This is a genomic window from Cytobacillus sp. C11.1 (assembly GCF_058145115.1).
This window is the reverse complement of sequence record NZ_CM176935.1, coordinates 948198-970904: the sequence shown is the minus strand read 5'-3', so window position 1 is coordinate 970904 and position 22707 is coordinate 948198. Positions and strand designations below refer to the sequence as shown.

General features: G+C 41.2%; 17 protein-coding genes and 1 pseudogene. 4 read left to right on the top strand and 14 right to left on the bottom strand.

The features are described from left to right. Window positions 1–50: 50 nt before the first annotated feature. From AC3ZVC_RS04955 to AC3ZVC_RS04935, 5 genes are all read right to left on the bottom strand, one after another. Window positions 51–1712: a glycoside hydrolase family 13 protein gene (locus tag AC3ZVC_RS04955; protein ID WP_490066684.1), complete on the bottom strand. Its 1662-nt coding sequence runs from the start codon at window positions 1710–1712 to the stop codon at window positions 51–53. Between the two features lie 235 nt (window positions 1713–1947). Beyond that, window positions 1948–2409 carry a hypothetical protein gene (locus AC3ZVC_RS04950; RefSeq protein WP_490066682.1) on the bottom strand — a complete coding sequence of 154 codons (462 nt, stop codon included), beginning with the start codon at window positions 2407–2409 and terminating at the stop codon, window positions 1948–1950. Window positions 2410–2567: 158 nt separating this feature from the next. Then, window positions 2568–3470: an NAD(P)/FAD-dependent oxidoreductase gene (locus AC3ZVC_RS04945; RefSeq protein ID WP_490066678.1), complete on the bottom strand. Its 903-nt coding sequence runs from the start codon at window positions 3468–3470 to the stop codon at window positions 2568–2570. A 109-nt stretch (window positions 3471–3579) separates the two neighbouring features. Then, window positions 3580–4176, bottom strand: a complete 597-nt coding sequence (locus AC3ZVC_RS04940; RefSeq protein WP_490066675.1) for a hypothetical protein — start codon at window positions 4174–4176, stop codon at window positions 3580–3582. Between the two features lie 11 nt (window positions 4177–4187). Then, on the bottom strand, window positions 4188–5369 hold the full coding sequence (locus tag AC3ZVC_RS04935) for an Alp7A family actin-like protein (protein WP_490066674.1): 1182 nt from the start codon (window positions 5367–5369) through the stop codon (window positions 4188–4190). Window positions 5370–6919: 1550 nt separating this feature from the next. Here AC3ZVC_RS04935 and AC3ZVC_RS04930 point away from each other — a divergent pair. Both AC3ZVC_RS04930 and AC3ZVC_RS04925 read left to right on the top strand, forming a co-directional pair. After that, window positions 6920–8188, top strand: a complete 1269-nt coding sequence (locus AC3ZVC_RS04930) for a GGDEF domain-containing protein (RefSeq protein ID WP_490066672.1) — start codon at window positions 6920–6922, stop codon at window positions 8186–8188. Between the two features lie 233 nt (window positions 8189–8421). Next, window positions 8422–9915 carry a peptide MFS transporter gene (locus AC3ZVC_RS04925; RefSeq protein WP_490066669.1) on the top strand — a complete coding sequence of 498 codons (1494 nt, stop codon included), beginning with the start codon at window positions 8422–8424 and terminating at the stop codon, window positions 9913–9915. A gap of 248 nt (window positions 9916–10163) precedes the next feature. On the opposite strand, the gene AC3ZVC_RS04920 is transcribed toward AC3ZVC_RS04925, so the two are convergent. The 7 genes from AC3ZVC_RS04920 to AC3ZVC_RS04890 form a co-directional block, all read right to left on the bottom strand. Further along, window positions 10164–10661, bottom strand: coding sequence for a cupin domain-containing protein (locus AC3ZVC_RS04920; RefSeq protein WP_490066667.1), 498 nt, complete (start codon window positions 10659–10661; stop codon window positions 10164–10166). 28 nt (window positions 10662–10689) lie between these two features. After that, entirely contained in the window at window positions 10690–11550 is an 861-nt protein-coding gene (gene ypfJ, locus AC3ZVC_RS04915) for a KPN_02809 family neutral zinc metallopeptidase (RefSeq protein WP_490066666.1), read from the bottom strand. Window positions 11551–11711: 161 nt separating this feature from the next. Further along, complete coding sequence (locus tag AC3ZVC_RS04910) at window positions 11712–12833, bottom strand: NAD(P)/FAD-dependent oxidoreductase (protein WP_490066662.1); 1122 nt, start codon at window positions 12831–12833, stop codon at window positions 11712–11714. A gap of 118 nt (window positions 12834–12951) precedes the next feature. Beyond that, window positions 12952–15075 carry a peptidase M6 gene (locus AC3ZVC_RS04905; RefSeq protein WP_490066660.1) on the bottom strand — a complete coding sequence of 708 codons (2124 nt, stop codon included), beginning with the start codon at window positions 15073–15075 and terminating at the stop codon, window positions 12952–12954. Between the two features lie 201 nt (window positions 15076–15276). Further along, the gene (locus AC3ZVC_RS04900) at window positions 15277–15468 is read right to left on the bottom strand and encodes a hypothetical protein (protein ID WP_214723459.1); all 192 of its coding nucleotides are present in this window, start codon (window positions 15466–15468) and stop codon (window positions 15277–15279) included. Window positions 15469–15538: 70 nt separating this feature from the next. After that, window positions 15539–16516, bottom strand: coding sequence for an ornithine cyclodeaminase family protein (locus AC3ZVC_RS04895; protein ID WP_490066656.1), 978 nt, complete (start codon window positions 16514–16516; stop codon window positions 15539–15541). 38 nt (window positions 16517–16554) lie between these two features. Further along, window positions 16555–17880 (bottom strand): MFS transporter, encoded by a 1326-nt coding sequence (locus tag AC3ZVC_RS04890; RefSeq protein ID WP_490066654.1) that lies wholly within the window; start codon window positions 17878–17880, stop codon window positions 16555–16557. A 198-nt stretch (window positions 17881–18078) separates the two neighbouring features. Between AC3ZVC_RS04890 and AC3ZVC_RS04885 the strand changes: the two are divergent. After that, window positions 18079–19250: pseudogene (locus AC3ZVC_RS04885) on the top strand (MFS transporter). Window positions 19251–19288: 38 nt separating this feature from the next. Here the strand turns inward: AC3ZVC_RS04885 and AC3ZVC_RS04880 are convergent. Next, a complete protein-coding gene (locus tag AC3ZVC_RS04880) occupies window positions 19289–19894 on the bottom strand; it encodes a class I SAM-dependent methyltransferase (RefSeq protein ID WP_490066652.1) in 606 nt (201 codons plus the stop codon). Between the two features lie 241 nt (window positions 19895–20135). On the opposite strand from AC3ZVC_RS04880, the gene AC3ZVC_RS04875 reads away from it, so the two are divergent. After that, a complete protein-coding gene (locus AC3ZVC_RS04875) occupies window positions 20136–20363 on the top strand; it encodes a thioredoxin family protein (RefSeq protein WP_490066649.1) in 228 nt (75 codons plus the stop codon). Window positions 20364–20397: 34 nt separating this feature from the next. Here the strand turns inward: AC3ZVC_RS04875 and AC3ZVC_RS04870 are convergent, their stop codons facing one another. Further along, window positions 20398–22587, bottom strand: a complete 2190-nt coding sequence (locus tag AC3ZVC_RS04870) for a S8 family serine peptidase (RefSeq protein WP_490066648.1) — start codon at window positions 22585–22587, stop codon at window positions 20398–20400. Window positions 22588–22707: the final 120 nt, after the last annotated feature.

Below are 22707 nucleotides of genomic sequence, written 5' to 3'. Positions count from 1 at the left end.
CCACTCAATAAAAAACAGGATTCTCATATGAGGATCCTGTTTTTATATTACTATTTTATACGATATACGCGCGCTTCATAAGGCTTAAGATTGAAAGAGTCAAAATCCTCATGCTTTTCAACAGCATAGTTATTCAATAAAAGCTGGTCAAATGAAAGCTTAAACTCTGATTCAAAGTCTGCTTCCTTGGCTGAAAGGTTCGTAATAACCACAACCTGATCAACTTCGGAAGTGCGGGTATAGGCATAAATCTGCTTATCTTCTTCAAGCAATAAATCATATTGCCCGTAAGTGAAGACTTCATTTTCTTTTTTCAGGCGAATCATTTTTTTATAAAAAGAAAGGATGGAATCTTCGTCCTGGGATTGGACCTCCACATTGATATCCGTGTAGTTTGGATTTACTTTCATCCACGGCTGGGCAGTTGTAAAGCCCGCATTCTCCTTTGTGGACCACTGCATTGGCGTACGGCTGTTGTCACGGGATGATGCCCAAATGATCTCCATGATTGCCTGGTGGGCCATGCCTTCTTCTTTTTTAATGCGGTACAGATTTTTGACTGCCACATCATCATAATCTTCAATAGATGGAAAATGAACATTTGTCATGCCAATTTCCTGCCCCTGGTAAATAAACGGTGTTCCCTGCATAAGGAAATACATCGCACCCATTGAAGTTGCACTTTGGTGCCAATATTCATCATCATTTCCCCATGTTGAGACAACACGCGGCTTATCATGGTTCTCGATGAATAAAGCGTTCCACCCATCGCCTTCAAGCCCTTTTTGCCAGCGGGTAAGAACTTTTTTAAGCTCCACGATATCAAGCTCCGGGTTGGTTTCTGCATCCCAAAGACCAAGGTGCTCAAATTGGAATATCATATCCATTTTTCCCTTTTCTTCACCAACCCAAAGGTCTGCTTCATCAACCGTAACACCGTTTGCTTCGCCTACTGTCATAACATCATAGTTAGCATAGGTGCGGTCTTTAAATTCCTTTAAGAATTCATGAATGCCTTCCTGGTTCATATGCATATCGAAGGAAGAAACATACTTTTTCTTCTTAGGATTTGGCATGTCAGGGAAGCCTGGGCGCTTTTTAATATGGCTGATCGCATCGATTCTAAAACCATCGATGCCCTTATCAAGCCACCAATTAACTGTATCATAGAGCGCATCGCGGACTTCTTTTTTCTCCCAGTTCAAATCAGGCTGTCTCGTAGAGAAAACATGCAGGAAATATTGGTCCGTACTCTTATCAAATTCCCATGCGGATCCGCCAAAAATACTTTCCCAGTTGTTTGGCTCCTGGCCCTTTTTGCCGTCTCTCCAAATGTACCAATCCCTCTTTGGATTGTCTTTGGATGAACGGGACTCTATGAACCAAGGATGTTCGTCGCTTGTATGGTTTAAGACAAGGTCGAGAATCAGCTTCATGTCGCGCTTGTGGACTTCGTCAAGCAGCTGGTTGAAATCCTCCATCGTACCGAAGTCTTCCATGATATCCTGGTAATCTGAAATATCGTACCCATTATCATCATTTGGAGATTTGTACATCGGGCAAATCCAAATAACATCTATACCTAAACCTTTAATATAATCAAGTCTTTGAATGATTCCCTGAAGATCGCCAATTCCATCTCCATTTGAATCTTGGAAACTGCGCGGATATATTTGATACCCGACGGCTTCCTTCCACCAAATCTTCTTCATATTAACACCCTCAATTTATAAATAATTTCTTTGGAGTGCGCAAACGTTTGCATTAAGCGGTATAAAAAAAGCTGCTTGCTATCAGCATTTGCATACTACTACAGTAAGTGTAACGCTTACAATTGATTTTATCAATACCCTTTTCGAGACAAAATTGGGTGAATTTTTGGAGAAATGGCGCTATTAAAACACAATAAAGCCGCAGCTTTTCTATACTGCGGCTTGCTAAACTGAATTAAGCTGGCTCCAATTGCAGCTTGTCCCAATAAGGCTTTAATGAGTGGTAAATAATCTTTTGCATAAAAGCCTTATCCATTTCCGGAAGGAGCTTTTCAGCAAACTCCCAGGCGTTCTCTTCTATCTTCAGTGCTATTTGGCAACGTTCCTGCTCTGTCAAGCATTCGTCGAGCCGTTCAGCCAATTCTTCGAGTTCTTTATCCTCAGCATGGCCAAGTTCATGTGCAAACACAAAAGCAAAATAATCCCAAAAGTGTTCACCCGAAGAAAATAACTGATAACACTGGTTTTTAATCTCTTCAATGTATAATGTAATTGTGTGCGATCCCATGCTGTACTTGCCCCCAGCGAAACGATTTCCCGGAAAATGATCTTCCAGCTTAACATCCACAAGGCTCCCTGATCTCTCCAGTAACTCCCGAACAACTAGATCCAATCCCTCTTTTTTCAATTCATACACCTTTCTCTATGAGTGTTCAAATAGTCTGCAACTAGATTTACCCGACTTTTTGAACAACCCCCAATAGCTTATAGGCTATTATATGAGAAAAAGGTCAAAAAATAAACCAAGTTATTTACCCTTTCTTTAAGAATATGAAACCTTTATCAGTAAAAAAATTAATGTTTTTCCTGCATAAGAGATTTATGAATCCAAATGGCTGCCTGCGATCCCTCTCCCATTGCAATTGTCACTTGTTCCGAGTGGGCTGCGACATCGCCTGCTGCCCAGACGTTTTTTACATTCGTCATCTTTGATCGGGCATCTGTTACAATATGCTTATTTTCCAGGCGTTCGACTCCCAGCTGTTTGGCTAGGCCTGATTTTACTTCGTTTCCTCCAAAGGCAATAAATCCCCTATCACCTGTTACTTCTTTTCCATTTTCCAGCATAACACCGTTAAATTCGTCTCCAACTGCAAGCACCTTTTGAATAGATTCATCAAAATATTTAATATTTTTGCTCTTCATTTTCTCCATTAATTTCTGATCTACCTTAGCTTTTTCATGATTAATAAAAATAAGATCATTCGTCCAATAGGATAAAGTTAATGCCATATTAGCCCCTGCGTTTCCTGATCCGAGTACAATGGTTCGTTTGTCCTTTACCTCATATCCGTCACAATCAGGGCAAACATACACGGAGATACCCAGGCACGGCATTAATTCAGGGAAGGGGGGGATGCGGTCCATTACCCCTGTTGCGAGCAATATCCGCTTGCCGGTATACTTGTTTCCATTCTCGGACTTAACTTCAAAACCTTCTCTAGTCTTTTGAGCCTGCTCAACCTTTTCGAAAGCAAACTCCACCCCAAGGCTTTCCGCGTGTTTTTTCCCGATTTCCCGCAATTCCTGGCCGCTTACACCATCAGGATACCCCAAAATATTATGATAGCTCCTGCATATGGTGGAGCGTCCATCATTTGAATCAAGAACCAAAACTCTATGCTTATACCTGCCCAGCTGAATAGCAGCCTGCAGGCCAGCAATTCCTCCGCCAACAATCAGACACTCATAAGCCAACTCTATTCCTCCTTTTTTGCCAATAGGCTGTACCTGTAATTTACCCGGAAAAATTTCATCTAAATACAAAAAAGGGAAGTTTCAGTCAATATCCGAAACTTCCCTTTTTTTATTTATTCATATGTGCAAGAAAGCCGCCAAGAAGTGTATCCAAATCTTCCTCGCTTTCCTCTTCAGGGTTATCTTCTGTCTGTTCCTGCTGTTCTCTTCTTGCTTTTTCCCAATCAAAGTCAAGCAAATCATCATCATTATCCCCAAGCGATTCAGAATGGGTTTCTTCTAATGAAGCAGCCGCTGAATCATATGGTTCAAGCTCACGCATGGGCTCCTCCTGCAGATACAACGCCTCATCCAGATTAGAAGACCTGCTGTTCAGGGAGGCAAGCAAAGACGTAGCTCGGACTGGATCAGTAATTAACTGATAAAGAATGCTGCCCAGCAATGCCTCTGAATGCTCATGCTTTAGCCAATCCCTTTGAACCTTGCTTAACCCCTTAGGAAGGGGGATGGTAATGGTTTCCCGATCCTTGTTCTGGGAACCGCTGACCCCCTGCATTACATACTCCGCAATTTTGCTTGAGAAATTCCGTCTTTCCGTTTCCTTCAGCTTTTGCAAATGCTTCAAAATATGATCAGGTGTATCAGAAGGGACACGAAAGGATATCGATTGTCCTCTCTTTATTTCAGAAGAGGAAGCTTTTTTCATGAAGTATCACCCTAGTTGGCTTTAACAGGTTTTTTGTCCTGGTCTGCCTTTTCTTTATTCGTTCTTCTTGTAAAATCAGAGATCAGCTTATAATAAGCATTTGCCATCATCCAGATGCTTTCTTTTTCATCCTCGAAGAAGTCAATATTATAGCCGTCCAGATTGTTATTTAATGTTTTCAGGTAATCTTTTAAAACGATTGAACCGCCGCCTACAAAATAGCAGATTTCTGTTTGTGAGTTCTTCTGCCATACATTGCGGAGCAGGCGATACTGCTTCTTAGCCAGGTCAAGAAGGATGCGGTCTGTAATATCATGGACGCTTGTCCGGCTTCCTTTTACCATGATGTGGTTGCGGTCATTCTTTTTCGTAATGATCTCAACTACATCTCTGCGGCTGTCGAGCTCAACGCCATGCTTTGATCTGATTTCTTCACGGATGGACTCAAGTGCCTCTGAAACACCAAGGTTAAATCCCTGCGCTTTGTCATCATCCACATTGCGGTTTTTAATTACAGCGATATCGGTTGATAAACCGCCAATATCCTGGATCAAAATGCGCTTATCAATTAAATCCTTATTAATAATGTTCAGGTTATTGTCCATTACTAGGTTAATGTAAGCCGCAAAACCTTCAGGGTAAACTTTGACTTCATCAAATTTGATGTTTACCTTTAACCCTTGATATTTAGGTGTAACAAGGAATTCAACCTGATGGACAGATCCAAGTAATTTTGAACGATAGCCTGCATCTTTTCCTTCCTTAACTTCACGCAATGGAAGGCCTGTCCCAAGGGTATAGTTTGAATCAATGACATTTCCTGATTTTTTAAAGCCTGTTGAACCATCTTTCCTTACAGCATCCAGTGCCAATGCGGCAAAAAGCATTACCAGTGTCTGATCTTCCTCAGACTTGCTGCTTCCCGGGTCAAGCTCAGTAGCGTTGTCACTTTTTGTAGCCAAATGGCCGACACGATAAATTGCATTATTCTCTTTAAGGGCAGGGGAGTGGACTCTAATATGTATACCCTCTAGTGGATCCTTGCTGTCCAGCTCTTCAATTCCGATAACCGGTCTATCTTCAACATCTCTTGCAATTACATTTGGTATGTTTAATTCCGCATCCATTTTTCCAAATATCGCTTTTATAGAATCGTTCCCTACATCAACTGCTGCAATTCTTGAATTACTCAATTCACTCAATCCTTTCATTCTCTTTAATAGAGGTGTTTATTTAAGAGTAATCCAGATTGCTAGATTTTACAATGAAAGGAGATAAAAAGTAATGAAAGCGTAAAGACGTAAACAAAGTGTAAACTTCATCAAACTTGTTTACAAACTTCGATTACTTGTATACATTATTGCACACATCTATATATACAAGGGTGTACACACTTTTGAATACATGTTTACTTTTTGTACACAATTGCATTCATTGTTGTATTCTTGTTTACAATTTTGTTTACAATCGCAATTTGCAATCTTTTATCCTGGAATAAATGTTGTTTTTTGAAGTTAGTAAATATTCCCTGGGTTCCACTGAATTATTAAATAGGGAGAAGACCGAAAAGGGGTGCTAATTTTATTAAAAGAGATTCGTAATTAGGTTAGATTAACCTTATTAACTTCTTGTAAACTCGTATAAATAAATTCCTAGAATGAATTCTTATGACGAATCCCCCTTCTTCCTGCTTATACGAATACAAAGTCAAAGCTATCATCTTTATTGATAAGCCTATTGCATAAAACGGTCCGCCTATTCCAACACCATTTCCATACCTTGAAAATATGAGGAAATACCAATTTTATTGGCACTTGTATCAGAGGAAGATTACTCCGAACCTTCTGGACTAATTTGTGATTTGTTTTTTCTATAATACTTGGTCATTCCAGAAGGCAAACCTGACATAAGTCCCCTAACAAGCTAATTAGATTTCAATAAAGTGGTGGGTTAATTAGAAGGTTCAGGAAGAGTACGGGTTGAAACTGGACATAGTTATATGTCGAACAATTTCTCGGTGAAGAAGAAATAAACAACTTCACCTGAAGTAGCAGTATCAGTTGAAATATAAAAAGAAGGGGAGACGGTCTAATAAACACTTCAGCAAATGACCAGTTAAACTAGGGCGAATCTGTCACTCCAGCTCATGGTTTTCGCTGCTATTCTTGTTTGGTCACTTACTATTTTTTCTTGCTTCTTATTTCCTACTAACCCTCATTCTCCATCAAAGGAGATAAAAATGTGAGGACGCCTTGGTTAACCGTTTTTCGTAAACTATTATCTAGTCTTAATGCCAAAGAAATAGCTTGAACATAAAAGGCTTCCTGATACTAGTCTTTGCAAAGGATACTGTAGAGAAAAAGGAGGGAGTGCATGGGACCTTCACCCATTAAAAAATTATCTACAAAAAGAATATATCTGGCTACTAATATACATTTTTGCATACTTGTATACAAAAACGCACACTTAGCTTTATATCAACAAGCATACGCATTTGCACACTTGTTTACATTATTGAATACATTTGCATACATTATTGTTTACATGTATACAGTTTTGTTTACAGTAAAAAAATCTACTGCTATATCTCCTTTTTTAAATATGTTTTTTCTTGCTTAGCTTTTTATATTTAGTTATAGAAATTAAATATCGTAAAATTATGAAAATATTATAAATTAAACTATTTAATAGTAAAAAATTCCTTTAAAATAGAGATATATACAAGGGAAGGGAGAACAGCTCTATGCACGGCTTAAGAATCTTCATTTTGTCGCTTTTTTTTATTTCTATGGCCCTTGCTTTTGCCTCAACAGGAATCATTGTCGAAAGCCCTGTATTTTTAAAAGCGCTGTTCATTTATTGGTTCTTTTCTAGCTTGTACCATCATTTGCGCATTATCAGTAAAAACGGCAGTACCAGTATGGATTATGGAATCAATTACAGTCTATCGATCGGGATATTTACAGGTCCGTTAGGTTTGTTTATATTTGAAAGCATCTACCGATTTACCGTTTATCTTAATAAAAAGCGCACGAAGACGGCTGATCCAGATGAATTTATTCATACGTTTTACAATATCGGTTCCTTTGTGCTAAGCAACTCGATTGCTTTTTACCTGTTCAACTTTCTATATCCCCTTCTGGAGCCAGTACCATTTGGGTTTTGGATTGTTATGCTTATTCTGATAACCGTCACATCGATGCTTTCGGACACCTTCTTAATCACCATTTTCACTTTATTGGGAGATATCAAAACTAAACGGGAAGCAATTGATTTTATAAAAACAAGAAGTGTACTCGATATGGGAAAAATAGCATTCACAAATGGTTTATTGCTGCTTTTCCTCCAAGAAGGAAAATGGGAAATGCTCATAAGCCTATTTTTCCTAAATTATCTGGTAAGCCGCTCATTCCTTTCAAAATCGCAAATGCTGCAAAACAAGATAGAGCGGGATAAATTTGAACAAATGGCCTACACTGACTTTCTAACAGGAGTTTACAATCGCGCCTTTATGGATAAAAAAATGTCCGAGCTGAATAAGACAGATGAGTATGTCGGCATTGTGGTGGCGGATATAGATAAATTTAAAAGAATTAATGATAGTTACAATCATGCTGTTGGCGACCATGCGATCAGGCATTTTGCCAATACATTAAAAAGCTATCTTTCCAAGGAAGATTTTTTATTTCGAAGCGGAGGAGAAGAATTCACGATTTTTCTCAGAAATCGCACCTATGAGCAGAGCGTTTTATTGGTAGAGCAACTTCGCCAGGGAATTGAAAATAGCGCTTTTGAAGCTGAGTTTAAAGAGGAAAACATATCACTTTCCTATACTGCTTCATTTGGACTGTTTTTCTATAAGGTGAATGAGGAGCTTTCTATCGAAAAAGCATATGTTTATGCAGATCAGATGCTTCTGAGAGCAAAGGAATTGGGCAAAAACAGGATATCAAGCAATAACGCTCAATCTGAACTCTATGGTCATAAAGATGCAGTACTAGCAGAGTTATAATAGATTCTCTAATAGCCGCCGGTTTGGGCGGCTTTTTTTATGGGAATAATAGGCTTGTTTTTAAAAAAGTAAAAACACATTAATTATTCTGAAAAAATAAATTTCTAGATAAATTTACAGGATAATTCAATTATTTTTAGTGAAAAGTCAATAATAACCATGGTTACATAAAATTTTTTTTGACAATTGGAAACAACGAAAGATATTATAGAATAGCTAAAGGAGGATTATACATGACAGATAATAATAGGCAGAAAATTGTTGAAAGTGTGCCTCAAAAAGGTTTCTTTGGCCATCCAAAGGGCTTGTTCACACTTTTCTTCACTGAGTTTTGGGAACGTTTCTCTTACTATGGAATGAGAGCAATCCTTGTATTTTATATGTATTATGAAGTTTCAAAAGGCGGATTAGGCCTGGATGAAACAACTGCTCTTGCCATCATGTCGATCTACGGTTCATTAGTTTATATGTCCGGTATTATTGGCGGCTGGCTCGCGGATAGAATTTTCGGAACATCAAAAGCTGTTTTCTACGGCGGTGTGCTTATCATGCTTGGTCATATTGCACTCGCCATTCCAGGAAGCCTGGCCATGTTCTTTGTTTCCATGGTGCTCATCGTATTGGGTACAGGACTTCTAAAACCGAATGTATCCAGCGTTGTCGGTGAAATTTACAGTCCGGAAGACACACGCCGTGATGCAGGTTTCAGTATTTTCTACATGGGTATTAACCTTGGTGGATTCCTTGCACCATTAATTGTCGGAACAGTTGGAATGAAATATAATTTCCATCTAGGTTTCGGTATTGCTGCAGTAGGTATGTTCTTTGGACTATTAGTATTTATTTTTACAAAGAAAAAAAACCTTGGATTGGCGGGTACATTTGTTTCTAACCCTCTATCCGGTGATGAAAAGAAAAAAGTCTATACCCGAATTGGCTTAGGTGCTCTAATTATTGCGATCTTGGTTGCAATTGGAATCCCTACAGGACTTTTAACAGTAGATACATTTATCGCACTCGTTGGTATTTTAGGTATTACAATTCCGATTGCTTACTTTACCGTTATGTATCGCAGCCCTAAAACAACGGATGTAGAACGTTCACGTATTATTGCGTACATTCCACTATTTATTGCATCCGTGATGTTCTGGGCAATTCAGGAACAAGGTTCAACGATTTTAGCTAACTACGCGGATAAGCGTACCCAGCTGGACTTCATGGGAATTAATATTTCGCCAGCATGGTTCCAGTCGCTTAACCCATTATTTATCATTTTCTTAGCTCCTGTATTTGCATGGATGTGGGTGAAGATGGGCGAACGCCAGCCTTCAGTTCCGCAAAAGTTCTCATTGGGACTATTATTTGCCGGTCTATCATTCATCGTGATCCTGGTGCCTGCTTACATGGGCGGAACCGATTCGCTGGTAAATCCATTATGGCTAGTATTAAGTTACTTCATTGTTGTACTTGGTGAACTATTGCTGTCACCTGTAGGACTCTCAGCAACAACAAAATTAGCGCCTGCAGCCTTCTCAGCACAGACAATGAGCCTCTGGTTCCTATCAAACGCTGCGGCACAGGCAATCAATGCACAAATCGTTAAATTCTACACACCAGAAACTGAAATGACTTATTTCGGTGTAATTGGTGCAGCTGCAATTGTACTGTCTATCATCTTATTCCTATTGAGTCCAAAGATTCAGGTATATATGAAGGGTGTACGTTAATAAGCAAAAACACAGAAGCCAGAAGAGTGGATGCTCTTCTGGCTTTTTTGTTGCAGGCTGTTTTCGCAAACTTTGATTTAAACAAGTAGTGAGGAGAAGTTGACTTCCGCTCCAGGATGCTCGCTCCAATCAACCAACCTTATTTATCAATGTTTTTTTCTGTTGGTAAAGTATTGATCTTTAAATAAAATTAATAACTTGCCTTTAGATATTGCTTAAGGCAGGTTATTAATTTTATTGCATATTTTTTATTTCCATCTCTCCAGCAAAGGACCCTCTTCGCCATAAACAGGATCCATATCGGGAACCGAAACATTCTTAATCTCTGCTAAAGCTTGTACGCGCTCTGCAGGATCTGACCCCTTCATATTCGGGCTTCTTCCATCCGGATAAGCACCGACAACTTCGAAATCAGCACTGCTTTCTAGCTTTTTATGGCCTGTCCCTGCCGGAAGCACAATCACATCGCCCTTATGCAGTTCAAAACACTCTCCCTCATCGCCTCCAATCAGAACCGTTACATTTCCCGCTTTTACGCCTAAAACCTCATGCGTATTGGTGTGATAATGATGATAATCATACACTCCGCCAGTCCAGCTCCCAGTCCAATTATGGCGGTTAAATGTGGCTTCAATATCATCGGGATGATTTTTAAACACACCTTTATAAACGATGACAGGCAACGTCGGGTTATTTGGCAGTAGTCCATCATCTTTTAGCATAAATGTTTGTACTTGTTGGTTCACAGGGTATTACGCTCCTTTCCAAACTATATCACCAGCTTCTGTTTAGATTACTGCTTTCAAAAGTGTTTCCGCCTTTAATCGTTCCATTTTGGAAGCCTTTATGAAACCATGATTTCCTTTGTTCTGAAGTTCCATGGGTGAAGCTTTCAGGAACTACATGACCTTGTGCTCTTTTTTGGAGGGTGTCATCTCCGACAGCGGTCGCAGCATTCAATGCTTCTTCCAGGTCGCCCTCTTCCAGATAACCCATTCCCTGGGCATGGTGAGCCCATACACCGGAATAATAATCAGCCTGCAATTCAAAACGGACTAGATACTGATTGAATTTTTCTTCGCTCATTCGCTGACGCAGAGGCATAATTTCTTCGGTTGTTCCTAAAAGGGTTTGTACATGGTGACCCACCTCATGGGCAATTACGTAAGCCATTGCAAAATCCCCTGGAGCTTGGAATTTTCTTTGCAGCTCCTCATAAAAACTTAAATCAATATAAAGCTTTTGATCACCCGGGCAATAAAAGGGGCCTACAGCCGAGGATGCTGCCCCGCAGGCAGACTGGACACTCCCTGAATACAATACAAGTGTTGGCTCTTCATATACTAATCCTTGTTCTTCAAAAATTCCTGACCAAACTTCTTCTGTATCAGCAAGTACAACAGAGACGAACTGTGCGAGCTCTTTTTCCCGCTCTGTCTCTTCATATGGAACCGATGTACCTGAGTCCACACCTGTCATATTGCCTAAAAGCTCTCCTGGATTGCCTCCTAGAAAGGTAAATATTAATAGTATAATGATTCCTCCAAGGCCGCCTCCAACGAGCGTTTTTCCCCCGCCGCCCATGCCTCTTCGGTCTTCTACATTAGAACTCGCTCTTCTTCCTTTCCATCGCATGATTTATCCTCCTAATGAAAGTATCTATTATTATTGATTTCATTAGTGTATACCCGAAATTAAGTGATTTATTAACCTGTCAGTAATATTCTAAGGACAAAGCTCCATTTCACTTTAGAAATAAAAATAAGGTGCCTGTTCGCTAGACAGACACCTATCATTTACATTTTCTCAATAGCTCCTGCAGGGTCATAGAGCTCCAAATCAATATCTACGTTCTCCCCAAGAGCCAGTTTTGCCAGCTGTGCGCCGAGAAACGGCCCTGCGGTCAGTCCTGAAGCCCCAAGTCCATTTGCCAGGTAAAGGCCTTTAAAGCCAGGAACTTCGCCTATAACAGGCAGGAACCCAGGCGTATAAGGGCGGAACCCTACACGTGCTTCTACAAATGTTCCATCAGCCAGACCGGGTGCAATCGTCAAAGCTTTATCGAAAATTTCATTTAAACCACCAGCGGTTACCCTTAAGTCGTACCCCTTTTCATCTTCATGTGTAGCACCCACGACCACCCGGCCGCCGTCAAAAGCTAAAATATACTGATTGTTTGGCGGCATGACAACTGGCCATTTTCCCGTATCCTCACCTTCAAGCTGTAGATGGACGATTTGGGCTTTTTGCGGCTTTATATCCAAATGTATGCCCAATGGTTTAAAAAGCTCACCAGCCCATGCTCCAGCCGCTACAATCACGTGGTCTGCTTCATAATCCTTTTCATTAGCTTTAACCCCATTGACTGTATTTCCATCGCAAACCAGCTCAGCAGAGCCATAAACTAACTCAGCGCCATGTTTTTCAGCAGCTCTTAGGAGCGCCTCCCTTAGTTCACGCCCATTGACGCGCGCCGCACCGCTAACATGGACCGACGCATATTCTTTAGCCAAAGGAGGAAACAGTTCAGAAGTCTGCTCCGGAGAAATCTGTACAACCGCTCCAATTTCGGGTGCATCCTCAAGCCTTTTAACTGCCCTTTCTTCCATTTTCCCAAGCTTATCAGGGTCTGTATGCAGACTGATAGCACCTACTTGCTGATACCCTGTATCCGTCTCGCCGTCCTCCTCGAGCTCTTTAATAAGCGTGTGATAATATGCCGCCCCACCTTTGGCTAGTGCATACCAGGCCTTATTCCGCCGCTGGGAGAGCCAGGGGCAAATGATCCCTGCGGCTGCATCAGTTGCCTGCCCAGGGTCTTTACGGTCAAAAACGGTAACTGCTTCGCCTGCCCTCGCCAAATGATAAGCAGTTGAAGCTCCAAGAATTCCCGCTCCTATGACAATGTACTTTTTCATATGTACTCCTTTTTAAAGCTATGATTATGCACTCATTTTACAGGAGTTAAAGGCAAGGTTCAAAATACGCTTATACAAATAAAGGAGCCCAACACAATGTGATAGGCTCCATAAATTTTTATTTCTTTTTAGATTGGTTTTTTAATTTCACTTCATAAGAGAAATCAACTGGATTTTTATCATCGGATGGAGCTGCATAGGATGTAATCATGTAGTTCTTTCCGTTTTGGAACAGCTGCCTCAACTGCAGTGCATCCTCTTCCGTTACATTGAAAGGATCAACAGTTAGAACTTTATAGTTGGTTTTCGCACCTTTTTTATTTCCAACTTCTCTTTCATTAATAAAAGTAACTGTGTAGTTTACATACTTGCCCAAAATTTCATTCATTGACTTGAAGCCTTCAGCAGAACTTCCGTCATGGGTATAGCCGATTTCCGGAATTTCAATATTGTCAATAAACCAGCCGCTGTCATTGTATCCCCAGTCTGTTAAATAGCGGAAAGATACTAGTACCTTCTGGCCTGCATACTCGCTTAAATCAAAAGTTTCCTGCTGCCAATCCTCATAATGTCCAGTAAAGCCTGGTACGTTTTCTTTAATTTTTGGATAGCCTTCTTCCACTACATCATTTCGTGTATTTTCATTGGCAAGGCTTTTCCATGTGTTTCCTCCATCAGTTGAAACTTGGACTACTCCGAAATCCCATTGCTCTTCGATATCTATAAAGTTATCAAATTTCAATGTGGCGGTTTCAACACTAGAAAGATCTGCTTCAAAAATCAAAGCATTATCCGCTTCGTCTCCTTCATTGCCCCATAGAACCTGATTATCAGCTCCTAATGGATCAGTTACAGATTCCCACGGAATAGGCAGGAAGTCTACTCCATCAAATGAGATTCCATTAATTTTATCCTGGAAATCCAATTCCTTGAAATCTCCACCCCAAGCAGGAACTCCTTCTTTTTCAAATTCTAAAGCCTTTTCAAAGTTAACTGTCATACCACGTTTTTTACCTTCTTTATCAACAGCAAGGTCGCGAAGGTTAATGCTATCAAAATCGTAAATTCCTTCGCCTACTTTATTTGAATCTAAAGTTAAAGCTGTAATAAAGTTCTGATATAACTGAGTGAAGTCCATGGTAGAGCCATGTGCCTTTAAGACCTCATTAACGCCTTCGATGCCTTGATTTCCATTCAACGCTAAATCACGGATAAAGTCCTGGCCAAATTTGTCGTTCATATACAAAGTAAATAGATAAACTTGTCCATAATCGGCAATTGTTTCAGGGCCAGTCTCTGCTGCTCTGTGGTCATCCCAGTTTACTAATGAATTTTCCGGATGATCTAAATAGAAGTTAATAGAGCCTGCATCATGGCCGTATCCTCCAAGATACTCAGAGAATGTGGACATACCTTCGTTAATCCAAGTTTCTTCAGCACCATCATTGTCAGCATGGATTAAATGCTGCAGCTCATGAATAGTTGTTCCAAAGAAAGTGGATTCCAAGCGAGTTTCCCAGCTGTTTGTATCAATAGTAATGATATTTCTATCAATATAGTTTTCTAGTGTCTGCCAGAAGAAGCCGGCAACAAAGAATGGGTACTCTGGATTGTAATAACCATCATCTTTGATATTATCTACAAGCATAATAATCTTGTCGCTTCCTTCATAATAACCTTCAGGAAGTCCTACCATGCCAGGTAAAGGAGAATGGGACCCATCAAGAGAATCAGGTGTTCCAAAGAAATTTGTCGCCTTAGGATAAATATTGCTGTCAAATTCATCTCTTAGCTTGTCCACCTGCTCCTGTGTCACAACATGTGCGGGGCGCGAGTCACCCTCTGGAAATGCTAAATCATTTGCTACCCAGATTTCAACATTTTCACCAACGCTGCGGAGAGTAAATTCTTTGAAAGCTAGGTCCCGATCTAAGAAAAACTTAGTCCCTCCATCAAATGTGAAAGTACTGTCTTCTGACTCAGTTGGATTACTATCAGTTTCATCAAAGTTTATTTGTGATGCTTGTTCCTTTATACTTTTCTCAGCCTGCTTCAAAAATGACGAATCCTCAGAAAGACTGTTTAGCTTGCCATCAATATCAACGCGATCCCCATATCTTTCAACATCCCAATTAGGAATGGTTGCCGCGTCTGCTGCAGGAGGATTTGTTGCCAGTGGCGTTAATAAAGAAAGCGCAAGAGCTCCCGTTGATAGAACAGATAATAGTTTCTTCTTTTTCACAAAACTATCTCCTCTCAATTGAATTGTTAGAATTATCATAACATAGTGAAATTTAACTAATTAACAGCCCTTAGAACTATTTTTCCTAATTTTGGAATAGTAATATATACCTAACTCTGAGAATTCCGAACTTTATTTTTGAGTTGAAGCTAAAATAAAAAAACTGCATAATGGGCTTAAAAACCCATCATGCAGTTTCTCTTAAAACGGCTTATTTGGCTCATATGTCGGCTGCTGATTATTTGCCTGGTACTGCTGGCTTTTAGCTGCCGCATCCTGAACATTTTCTTCCATGGAAAATTCGGTATCCATTCCTTTTTTAAATTGATCTGCCTGATTTTGAGCAGAAACCACTTGCTGTTCTTCAGTTACTTTATCCGGCTTCTTTGGCATCCATATCTCTCCTTTTTTTCGGAAGTATAGATATAGATTTTCCCAAGCTCGCTAATCACTATTCATCCTTTTAGATTTCTACCTTGGTTCCAATACCTTCTTGGATTGCTTTTTCATAAACTGCCGCAGCCACCGCGAGGTCAAAGTAGGCGACTCCGACTGATTTGAAAAAGGTTATTTCTTCGTTATTTTCTCTGCCTCCAATCTTCCCGGCTGCCAGGTCTCCCAATTCACCGTGAAGCTTTGAAAAGCTCCATTTTCCTTCGTTGGCAGGAATGATAAAATCACCCGCTTCATCTTTCACGCCATCGATCGTATCCGCCACTATTTTAGAGCATCTCAAGAGCGTTTCTGTATCTACTTCCTGCATATGGGGAAGATAAGAGCCTACCCCATTTATATGTGTTCCTGGCTGGAGAGCCTGTCCTGAGAAAACAGGTTTTTCAGAACGAGTGCTGCAAATAACAATATCTGCTTGGGAAACAGCTTCATCTGCATTTTCAAAAATATCTACCTTACCATTAAACTCCTTAAGTTTTTCAGCAAAGTCATGTGCCTTGGAAACAGTCCGGTTATAAAGCCTTATTTCCTCTATTTCACGGACTTCCAATACAGCTTGAAGCTGCTCTTCAGCCATTGCCCCGCAGCCAATCACCGCTGCTGATCTTGCCGACTTTTTCGCCAGATGCTTAGTGGCAATTCCGCTTGCTGCTCCTGTCCGCAGCCTTGTTAAATAGGATGCGTTCATGAATGCCAGATGCTCTCCATTATCCGTATCGCTTAATAAAATGACTCCCTGGGTGGTTCTCTTGCCAATTGATTGATTGCCCGGGAAAATGGTGACCACCTTTACAGCTGTTTTTCCGATAGGTTCCATGGCACTTGGCATATAGAGGGCAGATGCCTTTTTATCCGGGAAATCCAATACAGTCCTGTGCGGGTTCTGGATTTCTCCTTCTGTAAAGTGAGATAAAGCCTGCTCCATGTCCTTAATAGCTGATTCCATCGAATATATTGACTGGATTTGTTTTTCAGATAATACAAGCATAAAATCTACCTTTCTTCTTTCCCTTTTAAGCTTTTTGATCAGAGTGATTTCCCGAAACCTGTACGTATGGAGGCATTTTCGGGTGTTTCAGCATCCAGGTCCTGATTGCTTCGATCACGGACGGATGCAATCGCAATTAAGGAGATGGCTGCTGCCAGCATGATATACAAGGCTACAGGCACATAGGAATTATCATAGGCATTCAGCAAGGCTGTTGCCACAAGGGGAGCCGTTCCTCCTGCTAGAGCAGCGCCAATTTGATAGCCAAGCGTGATGCCGGTATAACGGACGTTCGACTTAAAAATCTCCGAAAACATCGTTCCCAGCACCGCAGTAATCGGAGCCCATATGATACCAAGACCCAGCACTGTCGCTATAATAAGCAATAGAGCTGAATTTTGATGCAGAAGCCAGAAGTAAGGGAATGCATAGAGCATCATAAGCACTGTTCCGCCCACATACAGCTTTTTGCGGCCAATTTTATCCGATAGTTTTCCCATAAGCGGGATTAAGATGGTTGTAACAATTGTTGCAATTGTCACGGCACTTAGCGTGACGGTACGGGAGAATCCAAGCTGTGTGGTGGCATAGGAAACAATAAAGGTTCCAAAGATATAGAACGGCGCTGTTTCGACTACCTTTGCGCCTACTGCAATCAGTACTTCCTTCCAATGGCTGCGCATCGTTTCGACGAAAGGAATCTTGGCAATCTCACCCTTTTCCTGGGCTTTTTTGAAGGATGGTGTTTCATCAATACCTTTGCGGATCCATAGGCCAAAGATGACAAGCAGTGCACTTAAGATAAATGGCACACGCCAGCCCCAGGACAGAAAGGCCTCTTCCGGCAGCAAAGTCATAATGGACAAAGCCAGTGTTCCTAGCAGCATGCCAATGGTTACACCCATTTGCGGTATGCTTCCGAAAAATCCTCTTCTTTCTTTTGGTGCATATTCAACAGCCAGCAGAAGCGCGCCTCCCCATTCACCGCCTAGCCCAATTCCCTGTATTAATCGCAAAACAATAAGAAGAATAGGAGCAGCTACTCCAATATTGTCATAGGTTGGCAGAAAGCCCATCAGGACGGTAGCTCCTCCCATAAGTGACAATGTCAGGACAAGCGTTTTCTTTCTGCCGATTCGGTCGCCGATATGGCTGAAAATTACGCCGCCAAGCGGACGGATGAAAAAAGCAAGTGCGAAGGAAGCATACGCCAGCATTAAACCGACAGCCGGATCATCACTATGAAAAAACATTTGATTAAATACAAGTGCAGCAACCGTTCCATATAAAAAGTAATCAAACCATTCAATGGAACTTCCAATCAAGCTTGCAATCAGCACTTTCTTTTCTAATTTCTTTTCCACTAAAAAATCCCCCTCTCATTTTGGTGTATAACATACAAGCTCATCATAATTTATATTATTTTGGTGTTTCAATATATTTGGAATATTTTATGACTAAATAGATCTTATTTACTGCATGCTTCCTAAGGTGAAAGTATGGGATTGTTTTTGATATAATCATATTACTTAGTGGAATTTGACAATTATGGAGTGAATACTTTGAATTCAAAAAAAGCACTGCCTCTTTTATTCGCTGTTATGTTTCTCGTTATGGTGGGGTTTGGAATCATTATTCCTGTTATTCCCTTTTATGCTGAAGAATTAGGGGCCTCGCCTACAGAATTAGGCTTGCTGATGGCTGTATATTCCTTAATGCAGCTTCTCTTTGCCCCCATGTGGGGACGAATTTCCGACAGAATAGGCCGAAAGCCAGTCATCATGATAGGGATCTCGGACTTGGATTATCTTTTTTCATGATGGCTTTATCTTCTGAGCTCTGGATGCTGTTTGCCGCAAGAATCATCGGAGGCTTTTTATCTTCTGCCAACATGCCGACTGTCATGGCCTATGTAGCAGATATCACTTCTGAAGAAGACCGTGGAAAAGGGATGGGGATTATCGGTGCCGCTGTCGGTTTAGGATTTATCTTTGGACCCGCAATCGGCGGCGTCTTTTCCCGGGAAAGTCTGAATATACCTTTTTATCTGGCGGGAGCTTCCTCCTTCATTACATTTTTTCTCGTCATGGCCGTTCTAAAAGAATCCCTTTCACCGGAACAGCGGAGCAATCATTCTGCTAAACGGACTGGGTTATTACAAGCGTTGAACGGACCTGTTAGTATTCTGTTTATCCTGCAGCTGTTTGTCTCTTTATCCCTGGCAGGCCTTGAAGCAACATTTGCCTATTTTGCTGCTGAAAAAGCAGGTCTGGGTACTGTTGAGCTCGGCTATATCTTTATGATTATGGGATTTGCAGGAGCCCTTGTACAAGGCGGTTTAGTAGGGAGGATGACGAAAAAGTACGGAGAAGGAGCTGTAATCCAAATCGGTATTACGATATCTGCCATTGGTTTTGCTCTAATATTGCTGATAGACAGCTTCGCTACAGCAGCCATTTATTTGACTGTATTTGGTGTGGGGAACGGTTTTATCCGCCCAAGTGTTTCCTCCCTGCTGACAAAGACTTCCCAGACCGGGCATGGCAGTACGACAGGGCTGTTATCATCGTTTGACTCCCTGGGCAGAATTATCGGCCCGCCTTTAGGAGGCTGGCTCTTCACCATCAGCATTGGCTTTCCATATATATCAGGCATCGTGCTATCAGCGATTGCATTTGTCTTATACCGCGTCTTTTCCGCTAGAGCAAGCAGCAGCCACACGATCACATCTTAATAAATATACAGAAGGGAGGCCGCATAGCCTCCCTTTTTTTAGATTTTTTCTTTTTCCAATATTACCTGGATAACATGGCCAGTACCAGTATGTCCTGTCCCTTCCACTCTCTCCTGTTCGCCATAAAAGAAATGGAGAACCTTATAGTCCCGAATCCATTCAAGCAGATCGGCAGGATCATATACCATATCAACTCTTTTAGGGCCGCCTGTTTGATAGCGAAGCTGGTCCTCTGAGTAAACCTCCAGCATGACAGTTCCTCCAGGCTTTACTACTGAAATCAGCTTTTCAAATACCTTCTTTTGATCCTTTTTAAAAAAGTGGCCAAAAACCATTATGGATGCATCATACTCTTCCGGAGGCACAGGATCATGGATTAAATCCTTCTGTCCTGTTTCTACTCTGACGTTATGGCGCTCAGCCAATTTTTCCGTTTTCTTTAACCCGCTTTGCGTATAATCCCAGGCTGTTACATCATGTCCCTGCGTGGCAAGAAAAACAGCATTGCGTCCTTCGCCCTCTGCAAAAGCAACAATTCTCTTTTTGCCCCCAAGCCGGTAAGCTTGTTCTCTTATAAACTCATTTGGCTCTTCACCATAAACATATTCCTCAGCTCCAAACTTCTCTTCCCATTGGTTTGCCATCTAATCACTCCTATTCTTTATCCAAACCTATTATAGCCTTACAATTAAATACAATAACCCAATAAGGTATTCTAGAAAGACTTCTGGAAATCCTATTGTATAATGGAAAAAAGTCTTTACTGAAAAAGGGAGGAGTACGATGAAAGAGCTGACAACCATGGAAGAAGTTCAGGGATTCATTCAGAATCACGAACTGAGCTTTATTTATGTGTTAACGGACAGCTGAAGTGTCTGCCATGGTTTGCTTCCTCAGGTTGAGGAAGTATTAAAAGAATATCCCCACATTGAAGCTGGTCTCGTTAATGCGGGCAAGGTAACGGAAATAGCCGGTTTTCTGATGGCTTTTACAGTGCCTGTAATTGTTTTATACCTGGATGGAAAAGAGGCTTTAAGAGAAGCCCGCTTTGTTCCGGTAGAGAAGCTTCGTGAGGATTTACAGAGGATATATGAAGGGATTTTTGGTGAATAGGAAAAGGGATTGCCAAATTGGCAATCCCTTTATTCTAGCGGTTATAGTCTATTACATATAGATATGGTATACGAATATCCCCTTGTGAAGAGGTTACGCTGATATACCCGCTCATAAATTCAGGTTGCTGTCCTTGTGATTGACTTCCTCGGTTTTGTACCGTTACTGTAACTTCTTTGCTTTCCTTCGGATTAAGGGTGACTTCACTAGAATTAATGCTAAGGTTTTCATCACTATTTATTGTATATGTTTGCTCTTGATCAGAGGGATTTACTAAATTAAAGTTCATTTGATAGATTTGGTCGCCTACAGGACGTACCAGCCCAAAGCTTAATGATGATGGGAATGCCATTGCAATTGGGTCTATCGCTTGTCCAAGATCGATAAGGCCAGAACCAACCTTTAGGGGATCTGATACATCTGTATTGGGAATTACGCTGCCTTCTACGTCATTTGCTGTTCCCATCAAGGCAGCTTTCACTTCTGCCGGTCCCCATCCAAGTCCGTTCTTCTTGCTATTAGCCAGAAGAACAGCAGCCGAACCCGCTACATGAGGGCTTGCCATTGAGGTACCCTGATAAAGCTCATAGCCTCCTCCGACAACTGAAGAGTAGATATTTACACCTGGTGCAGCTACATCAGGCTTTAACTGATAATTTGGTGTTGGGCCCCATGAACTAAAATTTGCCAAGAGGTTTGGCGTTGTACCTACTTCTGTTAATGGATATGTGATTGTTACACTGCGGTCTCCAGTATGTTTTACCAGTGCCTGGCCTGCTTCATTTCCAATCATAACCGCTGGAACTGAAGCTCCATCAGATGACATTGGAATGGGTTCTTCCACACCATCAAGCTGATAAATAATGGCCCCACTAGCTCCTGCTGCTGCAGCATTGTTAATCTTTTCTGCAAATGTACAGCTGCCTCTTTGAATAAGTGCAAGCTTTCCTTCAAGCGGTGTTCCGTTGATTGGAGAGCATGCTAGTTTATCTCCTGCGGCATGATCTGCCCAAACTGCGTACTCACCAGATAATGCTTCTTCTACTTTACCTCCATCAGTTCCTGATGTCGCAACCGTTTTGCCTCCTGTTAATGCCACCGATTCAAGGAACATCGCAAATGAACGGCTATTTGTTGTTGCTGCAACAGTGATTACCTTATCCGCAGTACCCGGAGATCCTACTGTATAGTTTCCTGGCCCTTCGTTACCTGCAGAAATGGCCACTGCGACCCCTGCATCAACTGCTGCGTTTACAGTCATGTCCAGCAGGTCGGCACCTTTATGAGGCGTTCCACCCAGACTAAGGTTCAAAACATCCATGCCATCTTTAACTGCTTCTTCGACTGCTTTCGCGATAAACAAACTTTTTGCATTTTCCACATTGCCTGGGAAAACATTATAATTTCCTAAGTAGGCACCAGGTGCTACTCCGCTAAGAGTTTTGTCGCCAAGCTTAGGCTCCGTTCCGGCTTTTCCGGCAATGGTACCTGCAACATGTGTCCCATGGCTATCAACCGCTTGTGGAGTCTGCCAAGGCTCCTGGTGGAATACCTTTGCAACAATTACTTTATTGCTTGTAAATTCTGTAGATCCTTTTGGATAACCAGCTTGCATTTCCATTCCTTCATTTGGGGCAAGGAATTCATGATTTTGGTCAATTCCAGAATCGATTACACCCACTTTCATGCCCTCGCCGGCACCTGCCTGGCCGCCAAGCGCATTCCAAACTGGTTCAGCATTAATTAAAGATGTACTATCACTCATTGCCTTTTGATAGGTTCCACTATAACCTGTTTTTAAAACACCAGGTCCCCGGCTAACTTCCTTAAGGGAAACTCCATTAAGTTTTAAACCAAGACCATTAAACGTCACGGCATAATCTGTTACCACTTCAACTTGCGGAAACTGCTTTGCCAGCCATTTTATATAATTCTCACGTTGTGCTTGAAGTCTTTTGCCATACTTATTTGCGGCTGGGGAGTTAAGATTTACTTTTTTTCCTTTCGATGGCTTTGTCGATTCATAGCCGCTTATTGATCCATCATACGAAGCAATCGGTGCATCACTAAATTGTACAAATGCATAATTGCTGTCCTCTTGAGTTGCTTCTGTTGCCCGGTCGTCATTGACCACTCTCGCTTGGATAGGCATCGCAGCACTAAATATCAGGATTAAAGCTAGCGAGATCCACGTAAACTTTTTAAAGCCCTGAAGAAACTTCAATAAAAACCCCTCCTTATTGCTAAATAAATAACCATGTGAATAATTCGTTAAGGAGGCTGAGGTTCCTTTAATATTTTTAACTATTCTGAAAAATGAGATTTTTGAACTAAAAATAGGATT

Bases quoted from the DNA above. Each gene is read 5' to 3' on its own strand.
- AC3ZVC_RS04955 (WP_490066684.1), bottom strand. From the start codon at position 1,712: ATGAAGAAGATTTGGTGGAAGGAAGCCGTCGGGTATCAAATATATCCG.
- AC3ZVC_RS04940 (WP_490066675.1), bottom strand. From the start codon at position 4,176: ATGAAAAAAGCTTCCTCTTCTGAAATAAAGAGAGGACAATCGATATCC.
- AC3ZVC_RS04930 (WP_490066672.1), top strand. From the start codon at position 6,920: ATGCACGGCTTAAGAATCTTCATTTTGTCGCTTTTTTTTATTTCTATG.
- AC3ZVC_RS04925 (WP_490066669.1), top strand. From the start codon at position 8,422: ATGACAGATAATAATAGGCAGAAAATTGTTGAAAGTGTGCCTCAAAAA.
- ypfJ (WP_490066666.1), bottom strand. From the start codon at position 11,550: ATGCGATGGAAAGGAAGAAGAGCGAGTTCTAATGTAGAAGACCGAAGA.
- AC3ZVC_RS04910 (WP_490066662.1), bottom strand. From the start codon at position 12,833: ATGAAAAAGTACATTGTCATAGGAGCGGGAATTCTTGGAGCTTCAACT.
- AC3ZVC_RS04900 (WP_214723459.1), bottom strand. From the start codon at position 15,468: ATGCCAAAGAAGCCGGATAAAGTAACTGAAGAACAGCAAGTGGTTTCT.
- AC3ZVC_RS04895 (WP_490066656.1), bottom strand. From the start codon at position 16,516: ATGCTTGTATTATCTGAAAAACAAATCCAGTCAATATATTCGATGGAA.
- AC3ZVC_RS04880 (WP_490066652.1), bottom strand. From the start codon at position 19,894: ATGGCAAACCAATGGGAAGAGAAGTTTGGAGCTGAGGAATATGTTTAT.